The organism is Mycolicibacterium gilvum (assembly GCF_900454025.1).
Taxonomy (GTDB): Bacteria; Actinomycetota; Actinomycetes; order Mycobacteriales; family Mycobacteriaceae; genus Mycobacterium; species Mycobacterium gilvum.
The window spans coordinates 4,657,514-4,681,213 of record NZ_UGQM01000001.1 but is presented as its reverse complement, the minus strand read 5'-3'; the positions used below and the strand labels follow the sequence as shown (position 1 = coordinate 4,681,213).

Below are 23,700 nucleotides of genomic sequence, written 5' to 3'. Positions count from 1 at the left end.
AGGTTCCCCAAACTCCCTGTGTGCGAAGCGGTTTCGACGAGCGCCGAGTTGCGGACCCCGCGCCTGCGTGGGTATGGTGGCGACAACGAAGGGGAGTAGCCCCCAAATCGGCAATCGACATACTGGCCCACGGCGTCCGCGCCGGGCCCGGTTGTCCGGACCGGTCTGCGACCGGTGGGCGAGACCTTCGGCCGTACAGACCGTGATTCGGGCTGCCGGCCGGAGGCGTGTGAACCCCCTCCGACGGGCAGCCTCCGACACCGAGGAGTCGTGTGCTCGCCGCATTGCTGCTGAGCTTCGCCGTCATCTTCGTCGCCGAGTTGGGCGACAAGACCCAACTCGTGGCGATGATGTTCGCGTTGCGCTACCGCTGGTGGGTGGTGCTGTCGGCGATCACCGTGGCCACCACCGCGGTGCACGTCCTGTCGGTGGCCATCGGGCACTATCTCGGCGCGGCATTGCCGACCCACCTGCTGGGACTCATCGCCGGGGCGATGTTCATCTTCTTCGGGTTGTGGACCCTGCGCGGGGACAGCCTGTCCGACGAAGAGGCGTCGCGCGCCGAGAAGGCCACTGCGCCCGCGTTCTTCGTGGTGACGTCGGCTTTCGTACTCGCCGAGCTCGGCGACAAGACGATGCTCGCCACCGTCACCCTTGCCTCGGACAACGACTGGCTGGGGGTGTGGATCGGTTCGACGCTGGGTATGGTCGCCGCCGACGGTCTGGCCATCATCGTCGGCGCGGTGCTCGGCAGGCGGCTGCCCGAACGTGTCATCCAGATCGCCGCTGCCGCGCTGTTCCTGCTGTTCGGCGCCTACATGCTGCTGGAGAACATCTTCCCGTCGCTGCCCTTCGCCCTCGTCGGCGGCATCGCGCTGACCATCGTCGCGGCCTCGGGTGCCGCGGTGTGGGCGCTACCCGAGCGGCTACGCCCGGCAGTGCTGCGGCCGGCGCCCGCGGCGGAGCAGGATGGCACGGCGTCAACCGACACGGCGTCAGCCGACACGACGTCAACCGACACGACGTCAACCGACACGAAGTAGCCGGTGACGGCCAGTCTCAGATGGCGACCACCGAGCGGATCGCAATCTGGTCGGTCTCACAGTGTCGGCATGTCAGAGGCCGAACCTTGAGGCGGACGTTGGCGATTCGCAGCGCGCGCTGACACATCGGATACGGGCACCCGCACGACAACGTCACCCACCACTGCGCCGGGTGAGCCAGCGGACCGCAGAATCTGCGGCACGTGCACTGGATATCGTGGTCGAAGTCCAGCTCTGCCAGCGACGGCTCGTGCAGTGTGGTCACGGCCACCAAGGCTAAAGTCAAGGTCGAGACTTCTGCGGTAGGCGCGCGCGAACGGGCGCCGCGGGTGTCTAGCGGTGGCCCGTCACGTGAGAGGCGGCACTGCCGGGCAGGCGCAGCGTCTCGATCAGCGTGAGCGCCAGGATCGCGCCGAGCGCCAGGAACGTCCACGGGTACGACCCGAGCACCGTCAGTAGCAGTGCGGCCACAGCGATTCCCAGACCTGCACCCATTTCCTGCACCGTCGCGTTCAACGTGTTGGCGTGGGTGAGTTCGTCGCCGTCGACGTCGGCGAACGCGAGGCTGTTGTACGCGGTGAACCCGATGGACCGCAGCGCGCCGCTGACATAGAGCGCGGCGGCGATCAGTGCGACCGGAGTCCCCGGCTCCAGCAGTGCGAGCACGCCGAACCAGGCCACCGAGACGACGCCGTTGACCAGCAGCACCCGCTTGATGCCGAACCGGCGCATGAGTGGCGTGGTCAGCGGTTTGATCGTCAGATTGCCGATGAACAGCGCAGCCACCATCAGCCCGGCGGTGAACGCCGACCAGCCGAACTCGAGCTGGAACAGCAGCGGCAACAGGAACGGCACCGCGGTGATGACCAGGCGGTACACCGATCCGCCCACCACCGTGATCCGAAGCGTGCGGACACGCAACACGGCTAGGCGCACCAGGGGTGTCGGGGTGCGCCGCAGATGCCACACCGCAGCGGCCAGCAGTGCGACGGCGCCGACGAGGCCCGCGCCGACGAGCACCCACGCCGTTCCGGTGACCCTGATGTGCTCCAGCGCGACGAGCGCAGCACCGATCCCGGCGCCCAGCAACAGCAGACCCCGCCAGTCGAACGGCCTCGGCGTCGGCGCCGGACCGCCCCGGATCAGCTTGAGCGCCAACACGAATCCGACGATCCCGATCGGGATGTTGACGATGAAGATCCAGCGCCACGACCCCAGCGTCGCGAGGGCACCGCCGAGGACTGGTGCGAGCACCGGCGCTGTGAGCGCCGGCCAGGTGAGCAACGCGATGGCGCGCACCAGATCCGCTTTGGCGCTGAAGCGCAACACCGCGAGCCTCCCGACGGGCACCATCATCGCGCCGCCGACACCCTGCAGAACCCGCATGGCCACCAGCATCGGCAGCGTCGCGCTCAGCGCACACCCGATCGAGGCGATCGTGAACACCGCGATGGCGGTGAGGAACACCGGCCGGATGCCGAATCGGTCGGCGATCCAGCCGCTGGCGGGGATCAGCACCGCCGCGGTGAGCAGATAGGACGAGATCGCGATGTTGACGTCCACGGCCGCCACCCCGAACGTCGCGGCGATCGCGGGAATGGCCGGAGCCAGGATGGTGGCGTCGAGGATCTCCATGAACATGGCGCCCGCCACCAGCAGCGCCATTCCTCGTGGGAACGTCGGCTCAGAAGCGGCGGGCACGGGATCCAAACCTAGACGGCCGCCGCCGGGCGGCGGCCGTTCAGGCTGGGTCTAGCCCGCGCAGTCGAGGGACACCGCGACCTTCTGCTTCGGCGTGATGGTGAAGACGTTGATGTCGTCATCGTCGTTGACGAGGAAGGGCTGTGCGGGGGCGGGCAATGCGCGCACGGCCGAGACCGTGCATTCGTCGAGGGGCGCACTGCCGACCCGGTCGACGCGCACGTCGAGGCCCTGCGCCCGAAGTCCGTCGATGGTCGTCGACGCGGGCTCGGCGTGCGCGGGAGCGGCGAGGATCAGCAGGGCGCCGAACGGCAGCAGACCTGCGGTGACGAAGGTGTTCATGGTGTGACTCCTGGATGTGTGCGTCACGGGTGTGGCGCAGCGGATTGAGTGACACCATCGTCACGCCGTGCGCCCCGCGAAGCTTGGAGTTCACGTGGAGAAACGGTGGAGAAACGGGGCGCAGTCAGCGCCCCGCGTCAGCCCGCGACGACGCCGTTGTACGTGGGGCAGTACGCGCCGACGGCGGCGACCATGAGCCGCACCGCCTGATCCTGGTTCACGCCGTCGGTCAGCAGGGAGTCGACGATCGCGGCGCGGATGCGCGCCGGGTCGAAGCCGTTGGCGGTGCCCTCGGCGACGATGTCGCAGACGTTGTCGCCGGCCTCGGTCGCCTCCTGCGGAGTATCGAACCGCAGCCCGAGTTCGGCGACCACCGCGAGGAACTGGGCGTCGGCGTCCGTGGCGTGGGCCGCCGGGACGGCGACCGACATTGCTGCCGCGGCGACGATCGACGACCGGAAGTGGTGGGCGCGCATGGAGCCTCCTGTGAGATGTCTGTGCGGATGGTAGCTGTGCCGCGGCGGGTCGCCCGGGATTTGCGCAGCGGGTCAGGCCGCTGATCGTCGGCGGAGGTCGGCAGCGCACGCGGCGGCTGCGCTGCCCCGCGTGCGGGGACTTCGCTACCCTGTACCGGTCGCCGCCAGCCGGCACCGGGTTCAGACTGCAGCCTTCGACGAATTGTGCGACCGCATCGGGCGCACACGACGAGATGAGGCCACAGACGTGCAGCAATTCACCGAACGCGAGGTCGACGGCGTGGTGATCGTCGCGGCGGTCGGAGCCATCGACATGCTGACGGCACCGCAGTTGCAGGAGGCCGTCGCCGCAGCTGCGCGGCGCAGGCCGTCCGGTCTTGTCGTCGACCTGACCTCGGTGGACTTCCTCGGGTCGGCCGGCATGCAGGTGCTGATGGAGACCCGAAAAGGTCTCGACGGCGACACCCGGTTCGCGGTAGTCGCCGACGGACCCGCGACCAGCAGGCCGTTGAAGATCACCGGGATCACCGACTACGTCGACCTGTACCCGTCACTCGACGTCGCTCTGGCAGATCTCGCAGGCTGAGCCCGAGACAACCGAGTTTGTCCCGGCGACGGGCGGGGAACACAGGGCTCTGACGTGATCACGCTGCCGAGGAGGAGCGCTCGATGGGTGACAATTCCGGTCCCGAAGAAGCCGTCAAAGGCGCCGTTGAGGGCGTGAAAGGCAAGGCCAAGGAGGTGATCGGGGTGGTCACCGGCCGCGACGACCTCCAGCGCGAAGGCGAAGCCCAGCAGGACAAGGCCGACGCCCAGCGGGAAGCGGCCCAGAAGGAAGCGGAGGCCGAGAGCGCGCGCGCCGCCGCCAAGGCGAACGAGGAGCGGCAGAAAGCCGAGCAGTAGTTGCGGTTGCGCAGGTAGATTGGCCTGCGATGACCGTCACGTCGATTCACAGCAGATCGGCCGACTGTCGGAGCTTCGCCATAGCCTCGACAGCGCTGGCTGTCGCCTGCAGGACGGAAGGCCGCGGTGCGCAGAAATGCGTCACCGTGTCCGTCCGGGGAGAAGTCGACGCCCTCAACGCCAAACACTTCGCGCACACGGTTCGCGAGATGGCCGGGGGCTCGGCGGCGCTGGTGCTGGACCTCACCGAAGTCAGCTTCCTGGCGTTCGACGGCGCATCTGCGCTGTACGCGATCAGCGCCCACCTCGCGCGCGAGGACGTCACCTGGTGTGTGGTGCCCAGTCCGGCCGTGTCGCGAGTGGTCAAACTGTGTGATCCCGAGGGCCTCATCCCGTTGCAGGACATCGCGTCGGTCCGCGGCGTGAAGCCGGCCTGATCGCGTTTCAGCGAACACCCCGGCGTCGTCGATGCCGATGTGTGTCCCCGACCTTGCGCTTTGCCGCCGTCGACTCGCCGGCACCGCGAAGATTTGCTGACGTGTCGCGGTGTGATCTACCCCTCACTTTGCCCCGCCGAAGCTAAGAGAATTCCCTTAAATGGTGTTTCTCACATTCCCGCAAGTGGCTTGCCGCAGGGTCATCGCTGCTGTTCACGTGCTGTTCGCCGATTGCTGACACAACATCACGAAACAATAACCAAGAGTTTGTTAAGTACTTTCTGAGAACGTCGCCGCATATTCGCCCGGTGGCGCATTTCCCTTGCGGTGACCTTGATTTCGCGTCGCTACACTCGAATCAGACCGCCCCCGCGCCGGGGGCGAACGGCCGTCAGAGGTCCGGAATCTAGTGCCAGGTAGTTGATTACCGGCGGAGGTACCCAGGATTATGGCTAACTTTTCAATGCCCACGGGGCATGTGATGCACAACGTGCACAACCGTAGTAGCGCTGAGGACACCGTTCGCGGCGACATCGTGCGCGAGCGGGTGGTCCGCGTGCAGCGGGGCCCGATCGGCGACATGGCCACGACCGACGGCGTCGTGGCGATCGCCAACCCCGGCGACGACAGTGTGTCGCTGCTCGACCCGAGCACGCTGACCGTTGTCGACACGGTGGTCGTGGACGGAGAACCGCAGGCCGTCGCCGTGGCCGACGGCCGCGCGTATGTCGGTATCGCCGCCGCCGGCCATGACGCGGTGGCCGTCGTCGACCTCGACAGCCGCACTCTCATCAAGACCTATCCGCTGGCGTTCGGTGTCACCGCTCTCGCGGTCAGCCCGGACGGCAAGCGTGTGTACGCCGGCCGCTGCGTGCGCGACCGCGTCGACGTGGCCGTCATCGACGTGACCGCCGAGCGGGTCGGGACGATCGACATCGGTCGCGGCCCCGCCGCCAACATCGACGCGATGAGCGTCGATCCCGGTGGCAAGCGGATGTATCTGGCGGTGACCGACACCGAGGGCAGCAGGTTGATCGTCGTCGGCACCGAGACCTCGCGGGTGAGTCGCGTGGTGCCGATCGGTTCGCCGATCCGGGACCTCGGTTACGCCGCCGGTGCGTTGTACGCGCTGACCTCCGACCGTGCGGTCGGCGGCGCGATCCACGTCGTCGATCTGGCGACGTGGAAGGTCACCGAGGCGACGACTCTCGGCGGTGCGCCCACCCAGCTGGTGATGAGCGCCGACCAGACGCGCGCCTACGTCGTCGACTACGACCGCGTCGCCGTCGTCTCCACCTCGTCCCTCGAGGTCAGCGATTCGCTCACGGCCGAGGCGCGCCCGTCCTGCGTCACGCAGAGCGCGGACGGCACCCGGCTGTACATCGCCGACTACTCGGGCGGGGTCAGCGTGCTCTCGGTGGAGTCGTCGATCGAGGCCCTGTACCCGCACTTCCTCGCGACCGACCCGATCGCGCAGACTGCGACGCGCGCGCTGCAGCCGGCCGGCGTCTGACACCACTGCTTTTTTCTGTCGCGAGCAGACGCAAACTCGCAGCGACACGCCGTGACGCGCCCGAGTATGCGTCTGCTCGCGGGGAAAGGCGACTACCGCTCGGCGCGCTGGTAGGCGGTGACCACCGCGGCGCCACCGAGCCCGATGTTGTGCTGCAGCGCAGCGGTCACGCCGTCGACCTGCCGCTTGTCGGCGGTGCCCCGCAGCTGCCAGGTCAGTTCGCTGCACTGGGCCAGGCCGGTCGCACCCAGCGGATGCCCCTTCGAGATCAGTCCACCGGACGGGTTGACGACCCACCGGCCGCCGTAGGTGGTGTCGTTGTCGTCGATCAGCCTCGGCGCCTCGCCGGGCCCGCACAGTCCCAACGCTTCGTAGAGCAGCAGCTCGTTGGCCGAGAAGCAGTCGTGCAGCTCGATCACCTGGAAGTCCTCGGGGCCCAGCCCTGACTGCGAGTACACCTGTTGTGCCGCCTTGACATTCATGTCATGGCCGATGATGTTGGCGGCGCTGCCGTCGAACGTCGACGCGAAGTCGGTGGTCATCGCCTGTCCGACGATCTCGACCGCCTGCCCGGCGAGATCGTGGCGGGCCACATAGTCCTCGCTCGCCAGCACCACCGCGGCCGATCCGTCCGAGGTCGGCGAGCACTGCAGCTTGGTCAGCGGATCGGAGATCATCTTCGCGGCGAGGATGTCGTCCAGGGAGTACTCATCCTGGAACTGCGCATACGGGTTGTTGACCGAATGCTTGTGATTCTTGAACCCGATCTTCGCGAAATGCTCTGCGGTGGTGCCGTACTTCTTCATGTGCTCGCGGCCGGCGGCGCCGAACATCCACGGTGCGACGGGGAAGGCGAATTCGTCGATCTCCGACAGCGCCTTGACGTGCCGTCCCAGCGGGGACTCCCGGTCCTGCGCCCCGCCGCCGAGCGAGCCGGGCTGCATCTTCTCGAAGCCCAGCGCCAGCACACAGTCGGCCAGCCCGCCGCGGATCGATTGGGCGGCAAGGTAAAGCGCGGTCGAACCGGTGGAGCAGTTGTTGTTGACGTTGACGATCGGGATGCCGGTCATCCCGAGTTCGTAGAGCGCCCGCTGACCCGACGTCGAGTCGCCCGAGCAGTAACCGACGTAACCCTGCTGGATCTCGGAGTAGGCGATCCCGGCGTCCTCGAGCGCCTTGGTGCCCGACTCGCGCGCCATGTCGGGGTAGTCCCAATTCTCCATCCGGCCGGGCTTCTCGAACTTCGTCATCCCGACACCGACCACGAACACCCTGTTCATCACGTCCCTTTCGCCACGTTGCGTATCAACGGCACGGTAGCGCGGACTAGCCGAACTCCAACCACCAGTCGTGCAGATCCTCCAGGTTGGGACTCTGCGCATCGGCGAGCAACAGCTTCTCGTCGTTGGTCCAGACGATGTCGGGGTTCTCGTTGTAGGTGCCGCAGGCGACCTGGCCGACAACCTGGTCAGGGGTCTCGGTGTAGTGCCACGTGGTCGGTGAGTCGACGCCGCTGCCCGGGCATTCCAACAGCTCGGAGTTCACCCGGATCGCTTCGTCGAACGCCGCGTCGAGCGCACCACGGTCGGCGAACAGCGAGTAGCGGGTGAAGGCGGGCCCGCCCGGGTTGGTGTTCTGTGTGCAGTCCACCGTCGCGACGGCGGTCTGGGCCGGCGGACTGACCGGCTCGCAGTTCGACCCGTCGTGGCCGCCCGACAGCATCGCCATCAGCTGCTGGTCGTAGGACCCCGTCGCCGGCGGCGCGGACGTGGTCGTCCTGGTGCGCCGCGTCGGTTCCCGCGACGTCGTCGGCGCCGCGGACGAACTCGTCGGGGACGCCGTCGTGCTCCCCGGGTCGTCGGACTTCGTCACCAGCCAGATGCCGACCGCGGCGAGCACGAGCAGCACGACGGCGCCGGCCACCACTGCGATCAGCGGCCCCTTCGAACCACCCGAACCGCCGGGACGGCCCGGCGGCACCGGTGGCGGCCCCCACCCGGGCGGCGGCGGGGGTTGATAGCCACCCTGATACGTCGCGGCACCGCCGGGCGGCGGCGTCGCCGCGAACTGCGGTGGAGGCGGTGGGGGTGGCGGCGGTGGAGGGGGCGGCAGCGGCGCCATCATGGTGGCGGCCTGGCTGCGCTGCAGGATCGACGCCGCCTGATCCTGTTCGGCGCGGGTCAGCGCGTCGGTGGCCGCATCGGCCAGTTCGCCCGCCGACGCGAAACGGTCCTCGGGCCGTTTGGCCATACCGCGGGCGATCACCTCGTCGAGCCCCGCCGGGATGCCCTGCCGCAGGCTGCTGGGCCGGGGCACCGGCTGGTTGAGGTGCGCGGTGATGACGACGCTGACACTGTCACCCTCGAAAGGCTGTGTGCCGGTGAGGCATTCGTGGAGCACGCAGGTCAGCGCGTACACGTCGGCGCGGTGGGTGACCTCGCCCGCGGCGAAGCGCTCCGGCGCCATGTAGGCGTACGTGCCGACGGCGGTGCCGAGTTCGGTGAGTGACTCGTCGGTGGCCGCATTCGCGATTCCGAAGTCCACCAGGTACGCGAAGTCGTCGCGGGTGACCAGGATGTTCTCCGGTTTGACGTCCCGGTGCATGATGCCGGCCCGATGCGCGGCGTCGAGCGCCGAGGCGATCTGTCTGACGATCGCGGTCGCCCGCGCGGGAGACATCGCGCCCTGCTCCTTGAGGATCCTGCGCAGATCCACGCCGTCGATCATCCGCATGTCGACGAACAGCAGCCCGTCGATCTCGCCGTAGTCGTGGATCGGCACGACGTGCGGTTCCTGCAAGCGACCGGCTGCATGGGCCTCGCGTTGCAGTCGCTTGCGGAACACCGGGTCGTGGGAAGCGGACTCCGGCAACAGCTTCAACGCGACGACACGGTCCTTGACGGTGTCGTAGGCCTCGTAGACCTCACCCATGCCGCCCTTACCGAGCAACCGTTGCAGCCGGTACGGCCCGACTTGAGAGCCGACGCGGGAACCGTGCTGGGGATCGGTCATGGCGGCTCCTTGGCTCAGAGATCGTCCGGCGAACACACACTAATCCCGTGGATTCGGCCGCACAGCGCAACGGAGAGCGAAATCGGAGTTTCGGCTACGGGTGGGACCGGCGCTGGTGTACATGTGAATAGAACGTGTTCTAGTTCGGGGGCTGCCGGGAGGAGACGAGATGGCGCTGCGCGTCGTGCAATGGGCGACCGGCGGTGTCGGGATCGCCGCGATCCACGGTGTTCTCGCGCACCCCGAGCTCGAACTGGTCGGCTGCTGGGTGCATTCGAAGGCCAAGGCCGGACGCGACGTCGGCGACATCGTCGGCACCGCGCCACTCGGAGTGGTGGCGACCGACAGCATCGACGAGATCCTGTCGCTGGACGCCGACGCCGTCATCTACTCGCCGTTGATCGCCGACACCGAGGAGGTGGTGGCCCTGCTGAAGTCCGGCAAGAACGTCGTCACGCCCGTCGGCTGGCTCTATCCCAGTGAGCGCAGCGGCGCACCGTTGCGGGAGGCGGCGCTGGCCGGTGACGCCACTCTGCACGGCACCGGAATCGCCCCCGGCGGAATCAGTGAGAAGTTCCCACTGATGCTGTCGGCGATGTCCACCGGTGTGACCTTCGTGCGCGCCGAGGAGTATTCGGATCTGCGGACCTACGAAGCGCCCGACGTCCTGCGCCACGTCATGGGTTTCGGCGAGACACCCGACAAGGCTCTCACCGGGCCGATGCAGAAGATGCTGGACTCCGGCTTCATCCAGGCCGTCCGGATGGTGGTCGACCAACTGGGTTTCGCGGCCGACCCCAAGGTGAGGGCGACGCAGGAGATCGCCGTGGCGACGGCGCCGATCGACTCACCGATGGGGCAGATCCTGCCGGGCCAGGTCGCCGGCCGCAAATTCCACTGGGAGGCGCTCGTCGGCGGTCAACCCGTCGTGCGCGTCACGGTCAACTGGCTGATGGGGGAGGAAAACCTCGAACCGGCCTGGTCGTTCGGCCCAGAGGGACAGCGGTACGAGATGGAGGTCCGGGGCAATCCCGATTTCACCGTGTCGGTCAAGGGATTTCAATCCGACATCGGCGGGGAAGGGCCCGAATACGGCGTCGTCGGGACCGCGGCGCACTGTGTGAATTCGGTGCCCGCGGTATGCGCCGCCGCACCGGGGATCGCCACCTACCTCGATCTTCCGTTGATCAGCGGCAAGGCCGCCCCGGACCGGGCACGCACCGGAAGCTGACCTACCATCGCGGTATGCCCACCGCCCATGTCATGGAGCAGTCGCGGGCCATACCCGTCGACGTCGACACCGCGTTCCGGCACACGCTGCCGATGCCGCTACCGACCCTGTTCAGCCGTTGGTACGGTCCGATCTCCCCGGTCAAGCAGGTTCGCGACCAGACCGGGGACTGGGGGACGGTCGGCCAGACCCGCACCGTCGTGCAGGTCGGCGGCGGATCGATGCGCGAAGAACTGACTCTGCTCGACCCGCCCCGCGCATTCGGCTACACCCTGTCGGGCGTGACCGGCCCGCTCGCTCCACTGGTCGATCACATCGACGGGCAGTGGCACTTCAGTCCGGTCGGCACCGGAACCGAGGTGACGTGGCGCTGGACCGTGTACCCCAGGAATGCGGTGGCGGGACTGGCGATGCCAGGGTTCGCCCGGTTGTGGCGCGGCTTCGCCCGGGTGAGCCTCGAGCAACTCTCCAACGAACTGCTGCGCCGATGAGCGGGACGCGCGCACTCGTCCTCGCCGGCGGTGGGCTCGCCGGAATCGCTTGGGAGACCGGGGTATTGCTCGGCATCCTCGAGGAGGCCCCCGAGGTCGGCCGGCAGTTGCTCGACTCCGACGTCCTTGTCGGCACGTCCGCCGGATCCACGGTGGCCGCGCAGTTGGGCAGTGGGATGGGGCTGACCGAGTTGTTCGAGCGGCAGCGCTCGGAATCCCATGGCGCGCATGAGATCCACCCCGGAGTCTCGATCGACGCGATCACCGACCTCTTCCTGAAGGCGATGACGATCCCGGACGCCACCAGGGAGCAGAAGCTGCAGAAGATCGGCGCTGTGGCCGCAGGCACCGACACTGTCGGTGAAGCGGTGCGGCGCAAGGTCATCGAACACCGGCTGCCGTCGCACGACTGGCCCGCGCGCATCCTGCGGGTCACCGCGATCGACATCGCCACCGGGGAACTCGTCGTACTCGACGCGTCGTCGGGGGTCACGCTGGTCGACGCCGTCGCCGCCAGTTGCGCGGTGCCGGGCGTCTGGCCGCCGGTGACGATCGGGGAACGGCGGTTCATGGACGGCGGGGTCGGCAGTACCGTCAACATGTCCGCCGCCGTGGACTGCGCGGCCGCGGTGGCGCTGGTGCCCTCCCCGGCTGACAGCCCCTCGCCGTGGGGCGCGGGGACCGCGGCCGAGATCGAGGCGTTCCCGGGGGAGGCGCTGGCGGTGTTCGCCGATGACGACGCGCTGGCGGCCTTCGGGCCCAACCCGCTCGACCCCGCGTGCCGGGCACCGGCGGCCGAGGCGGGACGCGTCCAGGGCCGGCGCGAGGCGGCGCGCGTCGCCGATTTCCTGTCAGGCCTCTGACGGTTCCGGGTCCAGCGCCTCCAGCGCCGCACTGGCGAGTTCCTGTCCGATCTCGATCACCTCGTGCGCGCGGTGGAAGTCGAGGCTGCGGCACACCGTGCGGGGGACCTCGATGAGCAGGTCCGGGGGATAGGCGGCCAGCGTGTGGCGTGCCAGCGCCGACTGGGCGATGTCGATGACGCGGTTCATCACCTCGAAGCTTCCCAGCCTGGGCAGTTCGGGAACGCCCGTCGCGTCGGCGGAGTCGTGCTTGACGACCTCGGGCGGTGCGTCGATGGGCTCGTCGTCGGCCGCCACGAATCGGCCGAGCACCGCGCGCCCGGTAGGTGTCTCCAGCAGGGATCGTGCGGCCTTCGTGTCGAGCAGCGACGAACTGGACCGCCACATGCGGCTGAGCCAGTCCGTGGTCGGCTGCCGGAGGTCCTGCATGCGGCGGTCGACGGCGGGGTCCTCACCCGAGAGGCTGACGGCGATGGTGATGTCGGCGGGGGCGGCGGCGATCGGCGCCATCGGCAACGGATCGAGGATCCCCCCGTCGGCGAGCAGGCGACCGCCGAGCACATGCGGGGTGATCAACCCCGGAATCGCGATCGACGCGCGGATCGCGTCGTCGACCCGTCCGCGCTGCATCCAGACCGACTTGCCGGTGATCAGATCCGTGGCCACCGAGGTGTACGGAATGGGCAGATCCTCGATGGTGACCTCGCCCAGGATGTCCCGGACGGACTCCAGGATCTTCTCGGCCCGCAGCACCCCGGGCGACGAGATGGACGGGTCGAGGAGTCGTAACACCGCGCGTTGGGTCAAAGACGTTGCCCACAACGTGAATTCATCGGTCTTACCCGCGGCCTCCAGGCCCCCGACGAGCGCTCCCATCGAGGACCCGGCGATACCGACGACCTCATGGCCGCGTTCGCGCAACTCGTTGAGGACCCCGATGTGGGCATAGCCGCGCGCCCCACCGCTTCCCAGAGCCAGTGCGACCCGCATGGATCCATTCTGGCGCACCCCGGGGCGGTCGGCGGCCTCTTGACATGCAGCCGTGCGGCTGCCTAATGTCGGACATGTAGCCACAAGGCTGCATATGTGGGAGAACTAGAGGCATGGACGAGGTGTTCCGCGCGCTCGCCGACCCCAGTCGGCGCAGACTTCTCGACAACTTGAACGCCCGCAACGGGCAGAGTCTTCGGGAACTGTGTGCCGGGCTGGACATGGCCCGGCAGTCGGTCAGCAAGCATCTCAAGGTGCTCGAGGACGCCAACCTCGTGAGCATCGTGTGGCAGGGCAGGGAGAAATTGCACTACCTCAACGCCGAACCCATCAACGCCATCGCCGACCGCTGGATCAACCACTACGACCGGATGCGGGCCCAGACGCTCGCGGACCTGAAAACAGCATTGGAGCGGAATCCCATGGCAGACAACACCCATTCGGCAGCGGCCGACTTCGTCTACACGACCTACATCAGGACCACCCCGGAGCGATTGTGGCAGGCCGTCACCGATCCGGCGTTCTCCGAGCGCTACATGGGCCACGGACTTGTCTCCGACTGGCAGGTCGGCTCGACATTCGCATGGCGCGACGGCGATCTGTCCATCACCAGCCCCGAGCAGGTGATCCTCGAGTGTGAGCCCTACCGGCGGCTCGCGTTCACGTTCCACACCTTCACGAAGGACCTCACGACGGTGGGACTCTCTGAGGACGTGATCGAACGGGCCGCCGCCGAACCGCGTTCGCAGGTCGTCTTCGACATCGAGTCCGTCGAGGACGGCAGGGTCAAGCTGACCGTCACCCACACCGGTTTCCCATCGGAAAGCATTGTGCGCGAGCTGGTCTCAGGTGGGTGGCCGTCGAAGCTGTCCGACCTCAAGACCCATCTCGAGCTCGACCGGGTGGCGGTGGGCGCCTAGCCGCACAACGCGTCGGCCGCCGCCTCGACGGCGACGATGACCGCGGACTGCTGACCGGGGGACAGGTCGGACCAGCGCTCGCCGAACGTCCCCGGGCCGGCGGTCTGCTCGCTCTGCACCGTCTTCAGATACGGCTCGATCTGCGAGCGCGGGTCACCGCCCTGCTGGTCCATCCAGGCCCTGGCGGCCCGGCAGGCCTGGAAGTAGTCGTCCTCGGTGGACTCCGCCGGTGCGTCGACCGCAGTCGTCACCCCGTCCGGTGACATCCCGGGTGCGGCCGGGGCCCCTGGGGTCGTCACCGCCTCCGAGCTCGAGGTCGGCGTCGCGGGCCCCGTCGACGTCGATGGGGCTTCGGTGCCCGACGAGCAGGCGGCGACGACCAGCAGGGCGGCGGCGCCGCCGGCGCTGAGCAGGGGACGCAGATTCGGGCGCATCCCGCCAATCTATGCAACGGCCGTCGAGGGAGGTGGCGAGGGCCCAACTGGGGCTTTCCAGATTCACGGTGAGATTAATTCGCGGCGGTGGCGATCCGACTCGCCCCTGTGGAACACTTGCCCGGTGACCGACGTGACGCGAAATCAGGAGTGTTGTCAGGCCTGACCGCCTGCCCCCTGATCCGTTCGTCTGTCTGTCTCCCTGGAGTTCTCTAATGGCCCTGGCCCCCACGCGTCTGCGCCCAGCCGACCTGCTGCACGTCACCGACCGCTTCGCCGACGACATTCTCGGTGGCGACTACGACCATGTCCTTCCCGCGGGCGGGCCGCCGACCACCGAACGGTGGTTCACCCGGCTGCACGGCAACGAGGAACTCGACGTGTGGCTGATCAGCTGGGTCCCGGACTGCTCGACCGAACTCCACGACCACGGCGGATCGCTCGGCGCGCTGACCGTGGTGTCCGGGGCCCTGCGTGAAACACGCTGGGACGGAAGCGCGTTGCGGGACCGCCGATTGGTTGCCGGCGACCAGGCCGCGTTTCCGCTCGGGTGGGTTCACGACGTCGTCTGGGCCCGAGACGGCGTCACCGTTGGAGGGATCGCGCCGGCGCCGACCCTGAGCGTGCACGCCTATTCGCCTCCGTTGACCGCGATGTCGTATTACGACGTCACCGATCGCAACACGTTGCGGCGCAAGCGCACCCAACTGACCGACAAGCCGGAGGGCGACTGATGACCAGCCGTATCGACGCCGTCCTCGACCGGGCACGAGCGAGGCTCACCCGGCTGACGGCCGACGAGGTGCCCGACGCTCTGGCGCGAGGCGCGGTGCTCGTCGACATCCGGCCCGCGGCGCAGCGCGCCACGGAGGGTGAGATCTCCGCGGCGCTGATCATCGAACGCAACGTGCTGGAGTGGCGGTGCGACCCCACCAGCGACGCCCGCATCCCGCACGCCGTCGGCGACGACGTCGAATGGGTCGTGTTGTGCTCCGAGGGATATACGTCCAGTCTCGCGGCGGCGTCACTCCAGGAGTTGGGCCTGCACCGTGCCACCGATGTGATCGGCGGCTATCACGCCCTCAAAGCGGTTCTGAACTAGGAGTTCTCGTCGCTGCGCAGCATCGTGCGCAGCTTCTCGGTCTTCTCCGGCGTCCAGCCGGGTGGTTCCAGGATCGCCGCCCACGCGTTGGCGACGTTGCGCACATAGACGTGCCCGTGACCGTCGGGCACGTCGACGGCCACCGCCATGTCGGCCGACACCTGCAGGAACGTCACGACCGGGATCCACTCCATGTCGGGCGAGACATCGGAACCCCGTGCCTCCCGCAGCCAGTCCGGTTTGGTGAACAGCAGATCGGTGTTCCACCACGCGATCGGATCCGACGCGTGCTGCAGATACACCACCCGCGGCTGCTCCCACGGATCCTGCGGCCGGGCGAAGTCGGCCGGATCGGCGACGAACCGGACGTTCTCGCCCCTGTCGTAGATCGGCAGCCACTCCGGCGAACCGGGATCCCGGTTGCGGGTGAGGTCCTCCCAGATCGTGTTGTTGAACGTCGGCCCGCTGAACAGTGCGCCGTCGGTACGGGCGATCAGGTTGTTCAGCGCGAGGAAAGGCGCCTCCCCGCCGAACGATCCGAGGCTCTCGCCGAACACCACCAGCTTCGGCCGCTGCGCCTCGGGCATCTCGCGGACCAGCGCGTCGATGGCCTCGAACAGGGCCTGACCCGCCTGCCGGGCGTTCTCCTTGTCGACGAGGAACGACAGCCAACTCGGCAGGAACGAGTACTGCATCGACACGATCGCGGTGTCGCCGTTGTACATGTACTCCAGCGCAGAGGCTTCCGCCTCGTTGATCCACCCGGTTCCGGTCGTGGTCGCGACCGCGACGACCGCCCGCTGGAGCCCACCGGTGCGCTGGAGTTCCTGCGCGGCCAGGGCCGCGGTCTCCTTGATGCCGTCCGCGGAGTTCAGCCCGGCGTAGGCGCGGATCGGCTCGGTGGCGGGGCTGCCGTTGAACGAGGTCAGCTCGTCGACCGTCGGCCCGTTGGCGACGAACACCCGTCCCTGGTGCCCGAGCGACTCCCAGCTGACCAACGACTCGGGCCCTCCGGATCGCAGAACCGATTGGGGCGCAGGGTTATCCGGATCGGTCTCGTCGTTCACCGAGGCGAAGGTGCTGTTGATGGTGCTCATCGCGAAGCGCACCACGACGCCGTTGAGCAGCGCGATGGTGAGCGCGAGCAACAAGGCGACGACGACCACGGCCGCGATCCTCGGGGGCGCGACGCGGTCGACCTGCCGCACCAGGAAGCGCACCAGCCTGCCGACCAGCTGACCGATCTCGACGAACAGGAACAGTGTGACCACCGAGATCGCCGCCGCCAGTGGGTAATCCCAGAACGTGAGCCGGGGAACCCCCATCAGGTCCCGGACGTCGTCCTGCCAACTGTGGAAGCGGAACACCATCACGATCAGCCCGATCAGGCCGACCGTGACGAGCGTCGGCCATGCCCACCGCGGCGCCGGCGGCGACGTGTCCTTGGAGCGCATGAAACGCACGAGCCACACGCCGAACACCCCGAGGGCGTAACCGATCGCGCCCGCACCGCCGCTGACCAGGCCCTGGAACAGCGGGCCGCGCGGCAGCAGCGACGGTGTCAGCGACAGGAAGAGGAAGACGAGACCGACCGCGGTACCGGTGAACGTGTAGCGCCGGATCCACCAACCGCGCCGGGACGGCGCCTCGGGGACGGGCGCAGGCGTCTCTTCGAGCGCCTCGGCGGGGGCTTCACCGGTGGTCACGCATGAACTCTAGCGATGGGTGAAGTTCGGCGAACGTTTCTCGCTGAACGCGTTCATCCCCTCGGTCTGGTCGTCGGTGGCGAACGCCGAGTGGAACAACCGGCGCTCATACAGCAGGCCTTCGGACAGTGTCGTCTCGAATGCCCGGTCGACGGCCTCCTTGGCCATCCGCGATGCCGACAGCGACATCCCCGCGATCGTCTGTGCGACGGCCTTGGCCTCCGACAGCAGCGAGTCCGCCGGAACGACGCGTGAGACCAGGCCCGCGCGCTCGGCCTCCTCGGCGTCCATGTTGCGGCCGGTCAGGATCAGGTCCATCGCCTTGGCCTTGCCGATCGCGCGCGTCAGCCGTTGCGATCCGCCCATGCCGGGCAGCACGCCGAGCTTGATCTCGGGCTGCCCGAACTTCGCGGTGTCGGCGGCGATCAGGATGTCGCACATCATCGCGAGCTCGCAGCCGCCGCCCAGCGCGTAACCGGCCACCGCGGCGATCGTCGGGGTGCGGGTGGCGGCGAATTTGCCCCACGCGGCGAAGAAGTCGGAGGAGAAGACATCGGCGAACGACAGCGAGGCCATCTCCTTGATGTCGGCCCCTGCCGCGAACGCCCTCTCGCTTCCGGTGACGATGATGGCGCCGACGCCGGGCTCGGCATCGAGCTCGGCTGCGGCCGTGGTGACTTCGTTCATCACCTGGGTGTTGAGCGCGTTGAGCGCCTTCGGCCGGTTCAGCGTGATCGTCGCGACGCGGTCGTCGCGGTCGACCAGGATGGTCTCGAAAGTCATGACTGCTCCTCGAAGTTGATGTCAGGGTCCGCGGAGACGAAGTACGCCTCGATGTCTGCGGCGGTCACGTCGGCCAACGTGGCGGGTGACCACTGGGGGTTCTTGTCCTTGTCGATGAGCAACGCGCGGATGCCCTCGACGAGATCGTGGGAACGCAGCGCCGCGATCGAGGTCCGGAACTCCTGACGCAGCACGTCCTCCAGTGTGGCGAGCCCGGCGGCCCGGCGGACCGCTTCCAGCGCGACGGACACCGCCACCGGGGAACGCGACGCGATCAGGTCGGCCGCGTCCGTCGCCGGTTGGGCGCCGTGCGCGCGCAGTGCGGAGACGATGTCGTCGGCCGTCCCGGCGGCGTAGCAGCTGTCGATCCACTCCCGGTGTGCCGAGAGCGGGCTGGGCGGGGGCTGCTGGGCGTGGGCCGCGACCGCCGCGTCGACACCGTCGGCCTCGACCGCGGCGACGAACGCCTCCAGTTGGTCCTGCGGCACGAAGTGGTCGGCGAATCCCATCTCGATCGCGTCAGCGCCGGAGAAGGGTGCGCCCGTCATCGCCGCGTGCACTCCGAGCAGCCCCGGCGTCCTGGACAGGATGAACGTGCCGCCGACGTCGGGGATGAACCCGATGCCCACCTCGGGCATCGCCATCTTCGTCGTCTCGGTGACCACCCGGACGCTGCCGTGTGCGCTGATCCCGACGCCGCCACCCATGGTGATGCCGTTCATGATCGCGACATAGGGCTTCGGGTAGCGCCCGATGTAGGAGTTCAGCAGGTACTCGTCGTGCCAGAACCGTCTGGTCTGCGCACCTCGGACCTTCGCGTCGTGATAGATCGCGACGACGTCGCCGCCGGCGCACAGCCCGCGCTCCCCGGCGCCGGTGACGAGGACCGCCGTCACCGAGTCGTCGGTCTGCCAGGTTTTGAGCGTCGCGTCGATCGCGGTGACCATCGGATGGGTCAGCGAGTTGATCGCCTTGGGCCGGTTCAGCGTGATGCGACCGATCCCGTTGGCTACGGTTACTAGGACATCCTCGTTTTCGTCCACGGAATGCAATGTAGATCGTCGCCCGACCGAAGGCATGCCCGGGTAAGGTTTCCTGTGAATGGCCTGGGAGGCCGCGGCGGATTTTTCCGTCCGACGGGAACCGCCCGGGAAGGACAGACGTTCACCTTGTGATCGTCACAAGGCGAGACCACGCGAGATACGAAAGGAACCGACGGTGCGCGAAAGCAGCAACCCGGTATTCCGCTCACTGCCTAAGCAGCAGCAGGGCGGTTACGCGCAATTCGGTACGGGAGCCGCCGCCGGCTACGGTGCGCAGGCGGTCCACGCCGATCCGTACACCTCACAGCAGTATCCGGACCAGCAGCAGCGCGGCGTCTCCCGTGCGCTGACAATCGACGACGTCGTGATGAAGACCGGCATGACGCTCGGCGTCCTGACGGCCGTCGCGGTCGTGTCGTACTTCCTCGTCAGCGGCAACGTCGGTCTGGCGATGCCGTTCACCCTGGTGGGTGCGCTCGGCGGTCTCGCGCTGGTCCTCGTCGCCACGTTCGGGCGCAAGCAGGACAACCCGGCGATCGTGCTGAGCTACGCCGCACTCGAGGGACTGTTCCTCGGTGCGATCTCCTTCGTGCTCGCCAACATCGTCTCTGTCGGCGGCGTCGGCATGATCGCGCAGGCGATCGTCGGCACGCTGGGCGTGTTCTTCGGCATGCTCGTGGTCTACAAGACCGGCGCCATCCGCGTCACCCCGAAGTTCACCCGCATGATCGTTGCCGGCCTGTTCGGTGTCGTCGCGCTGATGCTGCTCAACCTGGTGCTGGCGCTCTTCGGCGTCGGTGGCGGCGCGGGCCTCGGCCTGCGTGACGGTGGCATGCTCGCCATCGGCTTCTCGCTGCTGTGCATCGGCCTGGCCGCGTTCAGCTTCCTGATCGACTTCGACGCCGCCGACCAGATGGTCCGCGCCGGCGCGCCGGAGAAGGCGGCCTGGGGCATCGCGCTCGGCCTGACCGTGACCCTGGTCTGGCTGTACCTCGAGATCCTGCGTCTGCTGAGCTACTTCAACAACGACTAGCAGTACCCCCAGAGAAAGGGCGTCCACGCGTGTGGGCGCCCTTTTTCGCGTCTGCGGGTGGGCCTACTCCGCGAGCGTGCGCTCAGCGCGCCGAGATTTCGAGAATCGGCGATCTGGACGCACGCTCGGCGTAGCGCTACACCGCCCGCGGCGTGACCCGGCTCGCGGCCTCGGCGGCATTGCGGCGCGCGGTGTCGACGTCGTCGGCGAAGGCCAGGGCGACGCCCATCCGCCGGTTGACGAAACTCTCCGGCTTGCCGAACAGCCGGATATCGGTGTGCGGCACCGCCAGTGCCCGATCGACGCCGTCGAACACCACACCCTCGGCGTCCACCCCGCCGTAGATCACCGCGCTGGCGCCCGGCGACTTCAGCGTCGTGTCCACCGGCAGGCCCAGGATCGCCCGCGCGTGCAACTCGAACTCGTTCTGCCACTGCGTGACCATCGTGACCATGCCGGTGTCGTGTGGGCGCGGGCTGACCTCGCTGAACCACACGTCGTCGCCCTTCACGAACAGCTCCACGCCGAAGATGCCCTGTCCGCCGAGGTTCTCGGTCACCGCCTTCGCGATCTGCCGCGACCGGTCCAGGGCGGTCGACGGCATCGGATGCGGTTGCCAGCTCTCGACATAGTCACCGCTGACCTGCCGATGCCCGATGGGCTCACAGAATTGCGTCTGGACTTCGCCCGAAGCGCCGCGGGCCCGCACCGTCAGCAGCGTGATCTCGTAGTCGAAGTCGACGAACCCCTCGACGATGATGCGGGTGTTGGAGACCCGGCTGCCCGACATCGCGTACTCCCAGGCGGGTGCGACGTCCTCGGGGCCGTCGATTTTCGACTGCCCCTTACCCGAGCTGCTCATCACGGGTTTGACGACGCACGGGTAGCCGACGGTGCCGTCGATGGCGGCCCGCAGTTCCTCCAGCGAGTCGCAGAACCGGTACGGGCTGGTCGGCAGACCCAGCGTCTCGGCCGCGAGGCGACGGATCCCCTCACGGTCCATGGTCAGCCGTGCGGCGCGGGCCGTCGGGATCACCGTGGCCACGCCCTCGGCCTCGAGCGCTTCGAGAGCCGGGGTCGCGATGGCCTCGATCTCGGGCACCACCAGGTCGGGCCGTTCGGCCTCGATCAGCGCCCGCAACTGCTCGGGATCGGTCATCGCGATCGTGCGCGCGTGGTGGGCGACCTGCTGGCCGGGCGCGTTGGCGTAGCGGTCGACAGCGATGGTCTCGACGCCGAGGCGCTGCAGCGCGATCAGAACCTCGCGACCGAGCTCACCGGAGCCGAGCAGCATGACTTTCGTGGCGCGCGGTGACAGCGCCGTTCCGATGGTGGTCATCGGAACGGCATTGTAGGGCGCGTTAGGAGAGCCGCTCCACGACCATCGCCATGCCCTGCCCGCCGCCGACGCACATCGACTCGATGCCGAACGTCTTGTCATGGGTGGCGAGGTTGTTGAGCAGCGTCGCGGTGATGCGGGCGCCGGTCATGCCGAACGGGTGACCCAGCGCGATCGCGCCGCCGGACACATTGAGCTTGTCCTCGTCCATGCCGAGCTCACGGGCCGAGCCGAGCACCTGCACCGCGAACGCCTCGTTGATCTCGTAGAGGTCGATGTCGGAGATGCTCATCTTCGCGTTGGCGAGCGCCTTCTTGACGGCTTCGATGGGGCCCAGGCCCATGATCTCGGGCGACAGGCCCGACACACCCGTGGAGACGATGCGCGCCAGCGGGGTCAGGCCGAGTTCCTTGGCCTTGGTGTCGCTCATGATGACGACCGCGGCGGCGCCGTCGTTGAGCGGGCACGCATTGCCGGCGGTGATCGTGCCGTTGGGCCGGAACACCGGCTTGAGCTGGCTGATCTTGTCGTAGCTGGTACCCGCGCGCGGCCCGTCGTCCTTGGACACCACGGTTCCGTCGGGCAGCGTCACCGGCACGATCTCGCGGTCGAAGAAGCCGCTGTTGATCGCCTCTTCCGCGCGGTTCTGCGAACGCACGCCCCAGTGGTCCTGGTCCTCACGGCTGATTCCGGTGAACGCCGCGACGTTCTCGGCGGTCTGGCCCATCGCGATGTAGACGTCGGGCAGCAGCCCGTCCTCGCGCGGATCGTGCCATTCCTCGGCACCCTCGGCCGCCTTGGCCGACCGCTCCTGCGCGTCGGCGAAGATCGGGTTCTTCGAGTCCGGCGCGCCGTCGGCCGCACCCTTGCCGAACCGCGACACCGTCTCGACGCCGGCCGAGATGAACGCGTGGCCCTCGCCGGCCTTGATCGCGTGGAACGCCATCCGCGTGGTCTGCAGCGACGACGAGCAGTACCGGTTCACGGTCGTGCCGGGCAGGAAGTCGTAGCCGAGCTCGACGGCGACGGCCCGAGCGATGTTGTAGCCGGCCTCACCGGCGGGCTGCGCGCAGCCCATCATCAGGTCGTCGATGTCGCGCGGGTCCAGCGACGGCACCTTGTCCAGCGCCGCGCGGACCATCTGGGCGGCGAGATCGTCGGGACGCATCGACACCAGCGAGCCCTTGTTGGCCCTGCCGATGGGTGAACGTGCGGTGGCGACGATGACGGCTTCGGGCATGACGACTCCTCGGGTCAATAACGTGTTGCAAGAAAACTAGCCCGCGGCCACGACGATCGGCGCGGGGACCCCGGTGGAGCGGCGCCACAACCTGGTCAGCCCGCTGACCCGGGACAACAGGGAGGTGCCCTCGCCGGTCCTCGACTCCAGCGCCTCGGCCAGCGGTTCGCCGGTGATGAACTCGCCGAGCTCCTCGCAGAGCGCGGGCAGCAACTGGGTGGCCGCCAGCTCGTATCCCGCCGCCGACGGATGGAACATGTCGGGGGAGAACAGCAGCTCCGGCGTCTTGTAGAAATGCGGCGCCAACAGATCCGAGAACGGCACCGGGACGCCTCCGGCGGCGCGCACGGCCGCAGCCTGCGCGTGCGCGAGGCGCAGCCCGCGGCTGCGCGCCACCCAGCGCAGCGGCTGGGGGATCGCGGTGATGACGCCGAAATCGGGACAGGTGCCGACGACGACGACGGCGTCGCTGCCGCGGAGCCGTCGTACCGCCCGGCCGAGCCGACGCGCCGACGGGCCGATGCCGTTCGGCTTGGTGATGTCGTTGGCGCCGATCATGATGACCGCGGCGTCCGGCGGCGGGCCCGCGACGTACATCGCGTCGATCTGACCCGACAGGCCCTTCGAGGTGGCGCCGACGATGGCCTTGGTGCTCAAGCGGATCCGCTTACCGGACTCCTCGGCCAGCCCGCGCGCGATCAGCACACCGGGCACCTCGTCGGCCACCGTGCAGCCGTACCCGGTCGCCGTGGAGTCGCCGAAGATCATCAGGTGCAGATCGAACGGGACGCCGCGGTGCCAACGCTCGACGGGTCCGCCTCCCGGCGAGTACACGCCGTCGGCGCGCGGCGGAATGTCCCAGGCCTTCGGAATGATCTGGCGGGCCTGATCGGCCTGGCCGGTGAGCAGATTGCGTGCCCCGACGTACGCCGTGCCTGTCGAGGCAAGCGTGGCTGCGGCCGCCAGGGCGACCGTCGAACGACGACGCGGGATGCCCACAGGGCGAGTCTAGGGCGGATTCGTCCCGATATCCGGGCGGTGAGGGCGATCGGCGATCACAGTGCGGTATCAACTCCGGTACCAATAGCGTTTAACCAA

At 68.3% G+C, this 23,700-nt stretch carries 26 protein-coding genes; 12 read left to right on the top strand and 14 right to left on the bottom strand.

Annotated elements, in window-relative coordinates; translation table 11 throughout:
* The first annotated feature begins 272 nt into the window (after positions 1 to 272).
* Positions 273 to 1,043 carry a TMEM165/GDT1 family protein gene (locus tag DYE23_RS21905; protein ID WP_011892905.1) on the top strand — a complete coding sequence of 257 codons (771 nt, stop codon included), beginning with the start codon at positions 273 to 275 and terminating at the stop codon, positions 1,041 to 1,043.
* A gap of 16 nt (positions 1,044 to 1,059) precedes the next feature.
* Here the strand turns inward: DYE23_RS21905 and DYE23_RS21900 are convergent, their stop codons facing one another.
* The 4 genes from DYE23_RS21900 to DYE23_RS21885 all read right to left on the bottom strand — a co-directional run bounded on the left by DYE23_RS21900 (position 1,060) and on the right by DYE23_RS21885 (position 3,562).
* Positions 1,060 to 1,314: a hypothetical protein gene (locus DYE23_RS21900; RefSeq protein WP_013471024.1), complete on the bottom strand. Its 255-nt coding sequence runs from the start codon at positions 1,312 to 1,314 to the stop codon at positions 1,060 to 1,062.
* A gap of 62 nt (positions 1,315 to 1,376) precedes the next feature.
* Positions 1,377 to 2,708 (bottom strand): MFS transporter, encoded by a 1,332-nt coding sequence (locus tag DYE23_RS21895; protein WP_049777237.1) that lies wholly within the window; start codon positions 2,706 to 2,708, stop codon positions 1,377 to 1,379.
* Between the two features lie 87 nt (positions 2,709 to 2,795).
* A complete protein-coding gene (locus tag DYE23_RS21890) occupies positions 2,796 to 3,086 on the bottom strand; it encodes a hypothetical protein (protein ID WP_115328150.1) in 291 nt (96 codons plus the stop codon).
* Positions 3,087 to 3,223: 137 nt separating this feature from the next.
* On the bottom strand, positions 3,224 to 3,562 hold the full coding sequence (locus DYE23_RS21885; protein ID WP_115328149.1) for a DUF732 domain-containing protein: 339 nt from the start codon (positions 3,560 to 3,562) through the stop codon (positions 3,224 to 3,226).
* A 247-nt stretch (positions 3,563 to 3,809) separates the two neighbouring features.
* On the opposite strand from DYE23_RS21885, the gene DYE23_RS21880 reads away from it, so the two are divergent.
* The 4 genes from DYE23_RS21880 to DYE23_RS21865 all read left to right on the top strand — a co-directional run bounded on the left by DYE23_RS21880 (position 3,810) and on the right by DYE23_RS21865 (position 6,415).
* On the top strand, positions 3,810 to 4,148 hold the full coding sequence (locus DYE23_RS21880; protein ID WP_011892910.1) for an STAS domain-containing protein: 339 nt from the start codon (positions 3,810 to 3,812) through the stop codon (positions 4,146 to 4,148).
* An 83-nt stretch (positions 4,149 to 4,231) separates the two neighbouring features.
* Positions 4,232 to 4,465 (top strand): microaggregate-binding protein 1, encoded by a 234-nt coding sequence (mbp1, locus tag DYE23_RS21875; protein ID WP_011892911.1) that lies wholly within the window; start codon positions 4,232 to 4,234, stop codon positions 4,463 to 4,465.
* 29 nt (positions 4,466 to 4,494) lie between these two features.
* The gene (locus DYE23_RS21870) at positions 4,495 to 4,902 is read left to right on the top strand and encodes an STAS domain-containing protein (RefSeq protein WP_011892912.1); all 408 of its coding nucleotides are present in this window, start codon (positions 4,495 to 4,497) and stop codon (positions 4,900 to 4,902) included.
* A 448-nt stretch (positions 4,903 to 5,350) separates the two neighbouring features.
* Positions 5,351 to 6,415 carry an MmpL3/TtfA transport complex stabilizer gene (locus DYE23_RS21865; RefSeq protein ID WP_115328148.1) on the top strand — a complete coding sequence of 355 codons (1,065 nt, stop codon included), beginning with the start codon at positions 5,351 to 5,353 and terminating at the stop codon, positions 6,413 to 6,415.
* Positions 6,416 to 6,507: 92 nt separating this feature from the next.
* Here DYE23_RS21865 and DYE23_RS21860 read toward each other — a convergent pair whose 3' ends face one another.
* On the bottom strand, positions 6,508 to 7,695 hold the full coding sequence (locus DYE23_RS21860; protein WP_011892914.1) for a lipid-transfer protein: 1,188 nt from the start codon (positions 7,693 to 7,695) through the stop codon (positions 6,508 to 6,510).
* 46 nt (positions 7,696 to 7,741) lie between these two features.
* Complete coding sequence (locus DYE23_RS21855) at positions 7,742 to 9,427, bottom strand: serine/threonine-protein kinase (RefSeq protein WP_115328147.1); 1,686 nt, start codon at positions 9,425 to 9,427, stop codon at positions 7,742 to 7,744.
* 169 nt (positions 9,428 to 9,596) lie between these two features.
* Here DYE23_RS21855 and DYE23_RS21850 point away from each other — a divergent pair, with 169 nt between their 5' ends.
* Genes DYE23_RS21850 through DYE23_RS21840 form a run of 3 tightly spaced genes read left to right on the top strand, consistent with a single transcriptional unit; the run spans position 9,597 to position 12,012 of the window.
* A complete protein-coding gene (locus tag DYE23_RS21850; RefSeq protein ID WP_011892916.1) occupies positions 9,597 to 10,658 on the top strand; it encodes an NAD(P)H-dependent amine dehydrogenase family protein in 1,062 nt (353 codons plus the stop codon).
* 14 nt (positions 10,659 to 10,672) lie between these two features.
* Positions 10,673 to 11,149 carry an SRPBCC family protein gene (locus DYE23_RS21845; protein WP_011892917.1) on the top strand — a complete coding sequence of 159 codons (477 nt, stop codon included), beginning with the start codon at positions 10,673 to 10,675 and terminating at the stop codon, positions 11,147 to 11,149.
* Positions 11,146 to 12,012 carry a patatin-like phospholipase family protein gene (locus DYE23_RS21840; protein ID WP_011892918.1) on the top strand — a complete coding sequence of 289 codons (867 nt, stop codon included), beginning with the start codon at positions 11,146 to 11,148 and terminating at the stop codon, positions 12,010 to 12,012. The genes DYE23_RS21845 and DYE23_RS21840 overlap by 4 nt, the downstream gene beginning before the upstream one ends.
* On the opposite strand, the gene DYE23_RS21835 is transcribed toward DYE23_RS21840, so the two are convergent.
* Positions 12,001 to 13,002, bottom strand: a complete 1,002-nt coding sequence (locus DYE23_RS21835; RefSeq protein ID WP_011892919.1) for a patatin-like phospholipase family protein — start codon at positions 13,000 to 13,002, stop codon at positions 12,001 to 12,003. The two genes, DYE23_RS21840 and DYE23_RS21835, sit on opposite strands and share 12 nt — an antisense overlap.
* Before the next feature lie 113 nt (positions 13,003 to 13,115).
* On the opposite strand from DYE23_RS21835, the gene DYE23_RS21830 reads away from it, so the two are divergent.
* Positions 13,116 to 13,922 (top strand): ArsR/SmtB family transcription factor, encoded by an 807-nt coding sequence (locus tag DYE23_RS21830; RefSeq protein WP_011892920.1) that lies wholly within the window; start codon positions 13,116 to 13,118, stop codon positions 13,920 to 13,922.
* Here the strand turns inward: DYE23_RS21830 and lpqV are convergent.
* Positions 13,919 to 14,356 carry a lipoprotein LpqV gene (lpqV, locus tag DYE23_RS21825; protein ID WP_115328146.1) on the bottom strand — a complete coding sequence of 146 codons (438 nt, stop codon included), beginning with the start codon at positions 14,354 to 14,356 and terminating at the stop codon, positions 13,919 to 13,921. The genes DYE23_RS21830 and lpqV overlap by 4 nt on opposite strands.
* A 215-nt stretch (positions 14,357 to 14,571) precedes the next feature.
* On the opposite strand from lpqV, the gene DYE23_RS21820 reads away from it, so the two are divergent.
* On the top strand, positions 14,572 to 15,090 hold the full coding sequence (locus DYE23_RS21820; protein WP_011892922.1) for a cysteine dioxygenase: 519 nt from the start codon (positions 14,572 to 14,574) through the stop codon (positions 15,088 to 15,090).
* Positions 15,090 to 15,458, top strand: coding sequence for a rhodanese-like domain-containing protein (locus tag DYE23_RS21815; protein ID WP_011892923.1), 369 nt, complete (start codon positions 15,090 to 15,092; stop codon positions 15,456 to 15,458). The genes DYE23_RS21820 and DYE23_RS21815 overlap by 1 nt, the downstream gene beginning before the upstream one ends.
* Here DYE23_RS21815 and DYE23_RS21810 read toward each other — a convergent pair.
* From DYE23_RS21810 to DYE23_RS21800, 3 genes are read right to left on the bottom strand one after another with little or no spacing between them, the layout of a single operon-like run.
* Complete coding sequence (locus tag DYE23_RS21810) at positions 15,455 to 17,164, bottom strand: alpha/beta hydrolase (RefSeq protein WP_115328145.1); 1,710 nt, start codon at positions 17,162 to 17,164, stop codon at positions 15,455 to 15,457. The genes DYE23_RS21815 and DYE23_RS21810 overlap by 4 nt on opposite strands.
* Positions 17,165 to 17,173: 9 nt before the next feature.
* Positions 17,174 to 17,947 carry an enoyl-CoA hydratase gene (locus DYE23_RS21805; protein ID WP_011892925.1) on the bottom strand — a complete coding sequence of 258 codons (774 nt, stop codon included), beginning with the start codon at positions 17,945 to 17,947 and terminating at the stop codon, positions 17,174 to 17,176.
* Positions 17,944 to 18,990: an enoyl-CoA hydratase/isomerase family protein gene (locus tag DYE23_RS21800; protein WP_115328144.1), complete on the bottom strand. Its 1,047-nt coding sequence runs from the start codon at positions 18,988 to 18,990 to the stop codon at positions 17,944 to 17,946. Before DYE23_RS21800 ends, DYE23_RS21805 begins: the two co-directional genes overlap by 4 nt.
* A gap of 175 nt (positions 18,991 to 19,165) precedes the next feature.
* Between DYE23_RS21800 and DYE23_RS21795 the strand changes: the two genes are divergently transcribed.
* Positions 19,166 to 20,023 carry a Bax inhibitor-1/YccA family protein gene (locus DYE23_RS21795; protein ID WP_011892927.1) on the top strand — a complete coding sequence of 286 codons (858 nt, stop codon included), beginning with the start codon at positions 19,166 to 19,168 and terminating at the stop codon, positions 20,021 to 20,023.
* Positions 20,024 to 20,159: 136 nt separating this feature from the next.
* Here the strand turns inward: DYE23_RS21795 and purT are convergent, their stop codons facing one another.
* Genes purT through DYE23_RS21780 form a run of 3 tightly spaced genes read right to left on the bottom strand, consistent with a single transcriptional unit; the run spans position 20,160 to position 23,601 of the window.
* A complete protein-coding gene (gene purT / locus DYE23_RS21790; RefSeq protein WP_115328143.1) occupies positions 20,160 to 21,362 on the bottom strand; it encodes a formate-dependent phosphoribosylglycinamide formyltransferase in 1,203 nt (400 codons plus the stop codon).
* A gap of 22 nt (positions 21,363 to 21,384) precedes the next feature.
* A complete protein-coding gene (locus tag DYE23_RS21785; protein WP_115328142.1) occupies positions 21,385 to 22,602 on the bottom strand; it encodes an acetyl-CoA C-acetyltransferase in 1,218 nt (405 codons plus the stop codon).
* Positions 22,603 to 22,638: 36 nt separating this feature from the next.
* A complete protein-coding gene (locus DYE23_RS21780) occupies positions 22,639 to 23,601 on the bottom strand; it encodes an SGNH/GDSL hydrolase family protein (protein WP_011892930.1) in 963 nt (320 codons plus the stop codon).
* Positions 23,602 to 23,700 lie beyond the last annotated feature (99 nt).

Coding starts and splice junctions, on each gene's coding strand:
- DYE23_RS21895 (WP_049777237.1), bottom strand. CDS start 2,708: ATGGCGCTGCTGGTGGCGGGCGCCATGTTCATGGAGATCCTCGACGCC.
- DYE23_RS21890 (WP_115328150.1), bottom strand. CDS start 3,086: ATGAACACCTTCGTCACCGCAGGTCTGCTGCCGTTCGGCGCCCTGCTG.
- DYE23_RS21885 (WP_115328149.1), bottom strand. CDS start 3,562: ATGCGCGCCCACCACTTCCGGTCGTCGATCGTCGCCGCGGCAGCAATG.
- mbp1 (WP_011892911.1), top strand. CDS start 4,232: ATGGGTGACAATTCCGGTCCCGAAGAAGCCGTCAAAGGCGCCGTTGAG.
- DYE23_RS21870 (WP_011892912.1), top strand. CDS start 4,495: ATGACCGTCACGTCGATTCACAGCAGATCGGCCGACTGTCGGAGCTTC.
- DYE23_RS21865 (WP_115328148.1), top strand. CDS start 5,351: ATGGCTAACTTTTCAATGCCCACGGGGCATGTGATGCACAACGTGCAC.
- DYE23_RS21860 (WP_011892914.1), bottom strand. CDS start 7,695: ATGAACAGGGTGTTCGTGGTCGGTGTCGGGATGACGAAGTTCGAGAAG.
- DYE23_RS21855 (WP_115328147.1), bottom strand. CDS start 9,427: ATGACCGATCCCCAGCACGGTTCCCGCGTCGGCTCTCAAGTCGGGCCG.
- DYE23_RS21850 (WP_011892916.1), top strand. CDS start 9,597: ATGGCGCTGCGCGTCGTGCAATGGGCGACCGGCGGTGTCGGGATCGCC.
- DYE23_RS21845 (WP_011892917.1), top strand. CDS start 10,673: ATGCCCACCGCCCATGTCATGGAGCAGTCGCGGGCCATACCCGTCGAC.
- DYE23_RS21840 (WP_011892918.1), top strand. CDS start 11,146: ATGAGCGGGACGCGCGCACTCGTCCTCGCCGGCGGTGGGCTCGCCGGA.
- DYE23_RS21835 (WP_011892919.1), bottom strand. CDS start 13,002: ATGCGGGTCGCACTGGCTCTGGGAAGCGGTGGGGCGCGCGGCTATGCC.
- DYE23_RS21830 (WP_011892920.1), top strand. CDS start 13,116: ATGGACGAGGTGTTCCGCGCGCTCGCCGACCCCAGTCGGCGCAGACTT.
- lpqV (WP_115328146.1), bottom strand. CDS start 14,356: ATGCGCCCGAATCTGCGTCCCCTGCTCAGCGCCGGCGGCGCCGCCGCC.
- DYE23_RS21820 (WP_011892922.1), top strand. CDS start 14,572: ATGGCCCTGGCCCCCACGCGTCTGCGCCCAGCCGACCTGCTGCACGTC.
- DYE23_RS21815 (WP_011892923.1), top strand. CDS start 15,090: ATGACCAGCCGTATCGACGCCGTCCTCGACCGGGCACGAGCGAGGCTC.
- DYE23_RS21805 (WP_011892925.1), bottom strand. CDS start 17,947: ATGACTTTCGAGACCATCCTGGTCGACCGCGACGACCGCGTCGCGACG.
- purT (WP_115328143.1), bottom strand. CDS start 21,362: ATGACCACCATCGGAACGGCGCTGTCACCGCGCGCCACGAAAGTCATG.
- DYE23_RS21785 (WP_115328142.1), bottom strand. CDS start 22,602: ATGCCCGAAGCCGTCATCGTCGCCACCGCACGTTCACCCATCGGCAGG.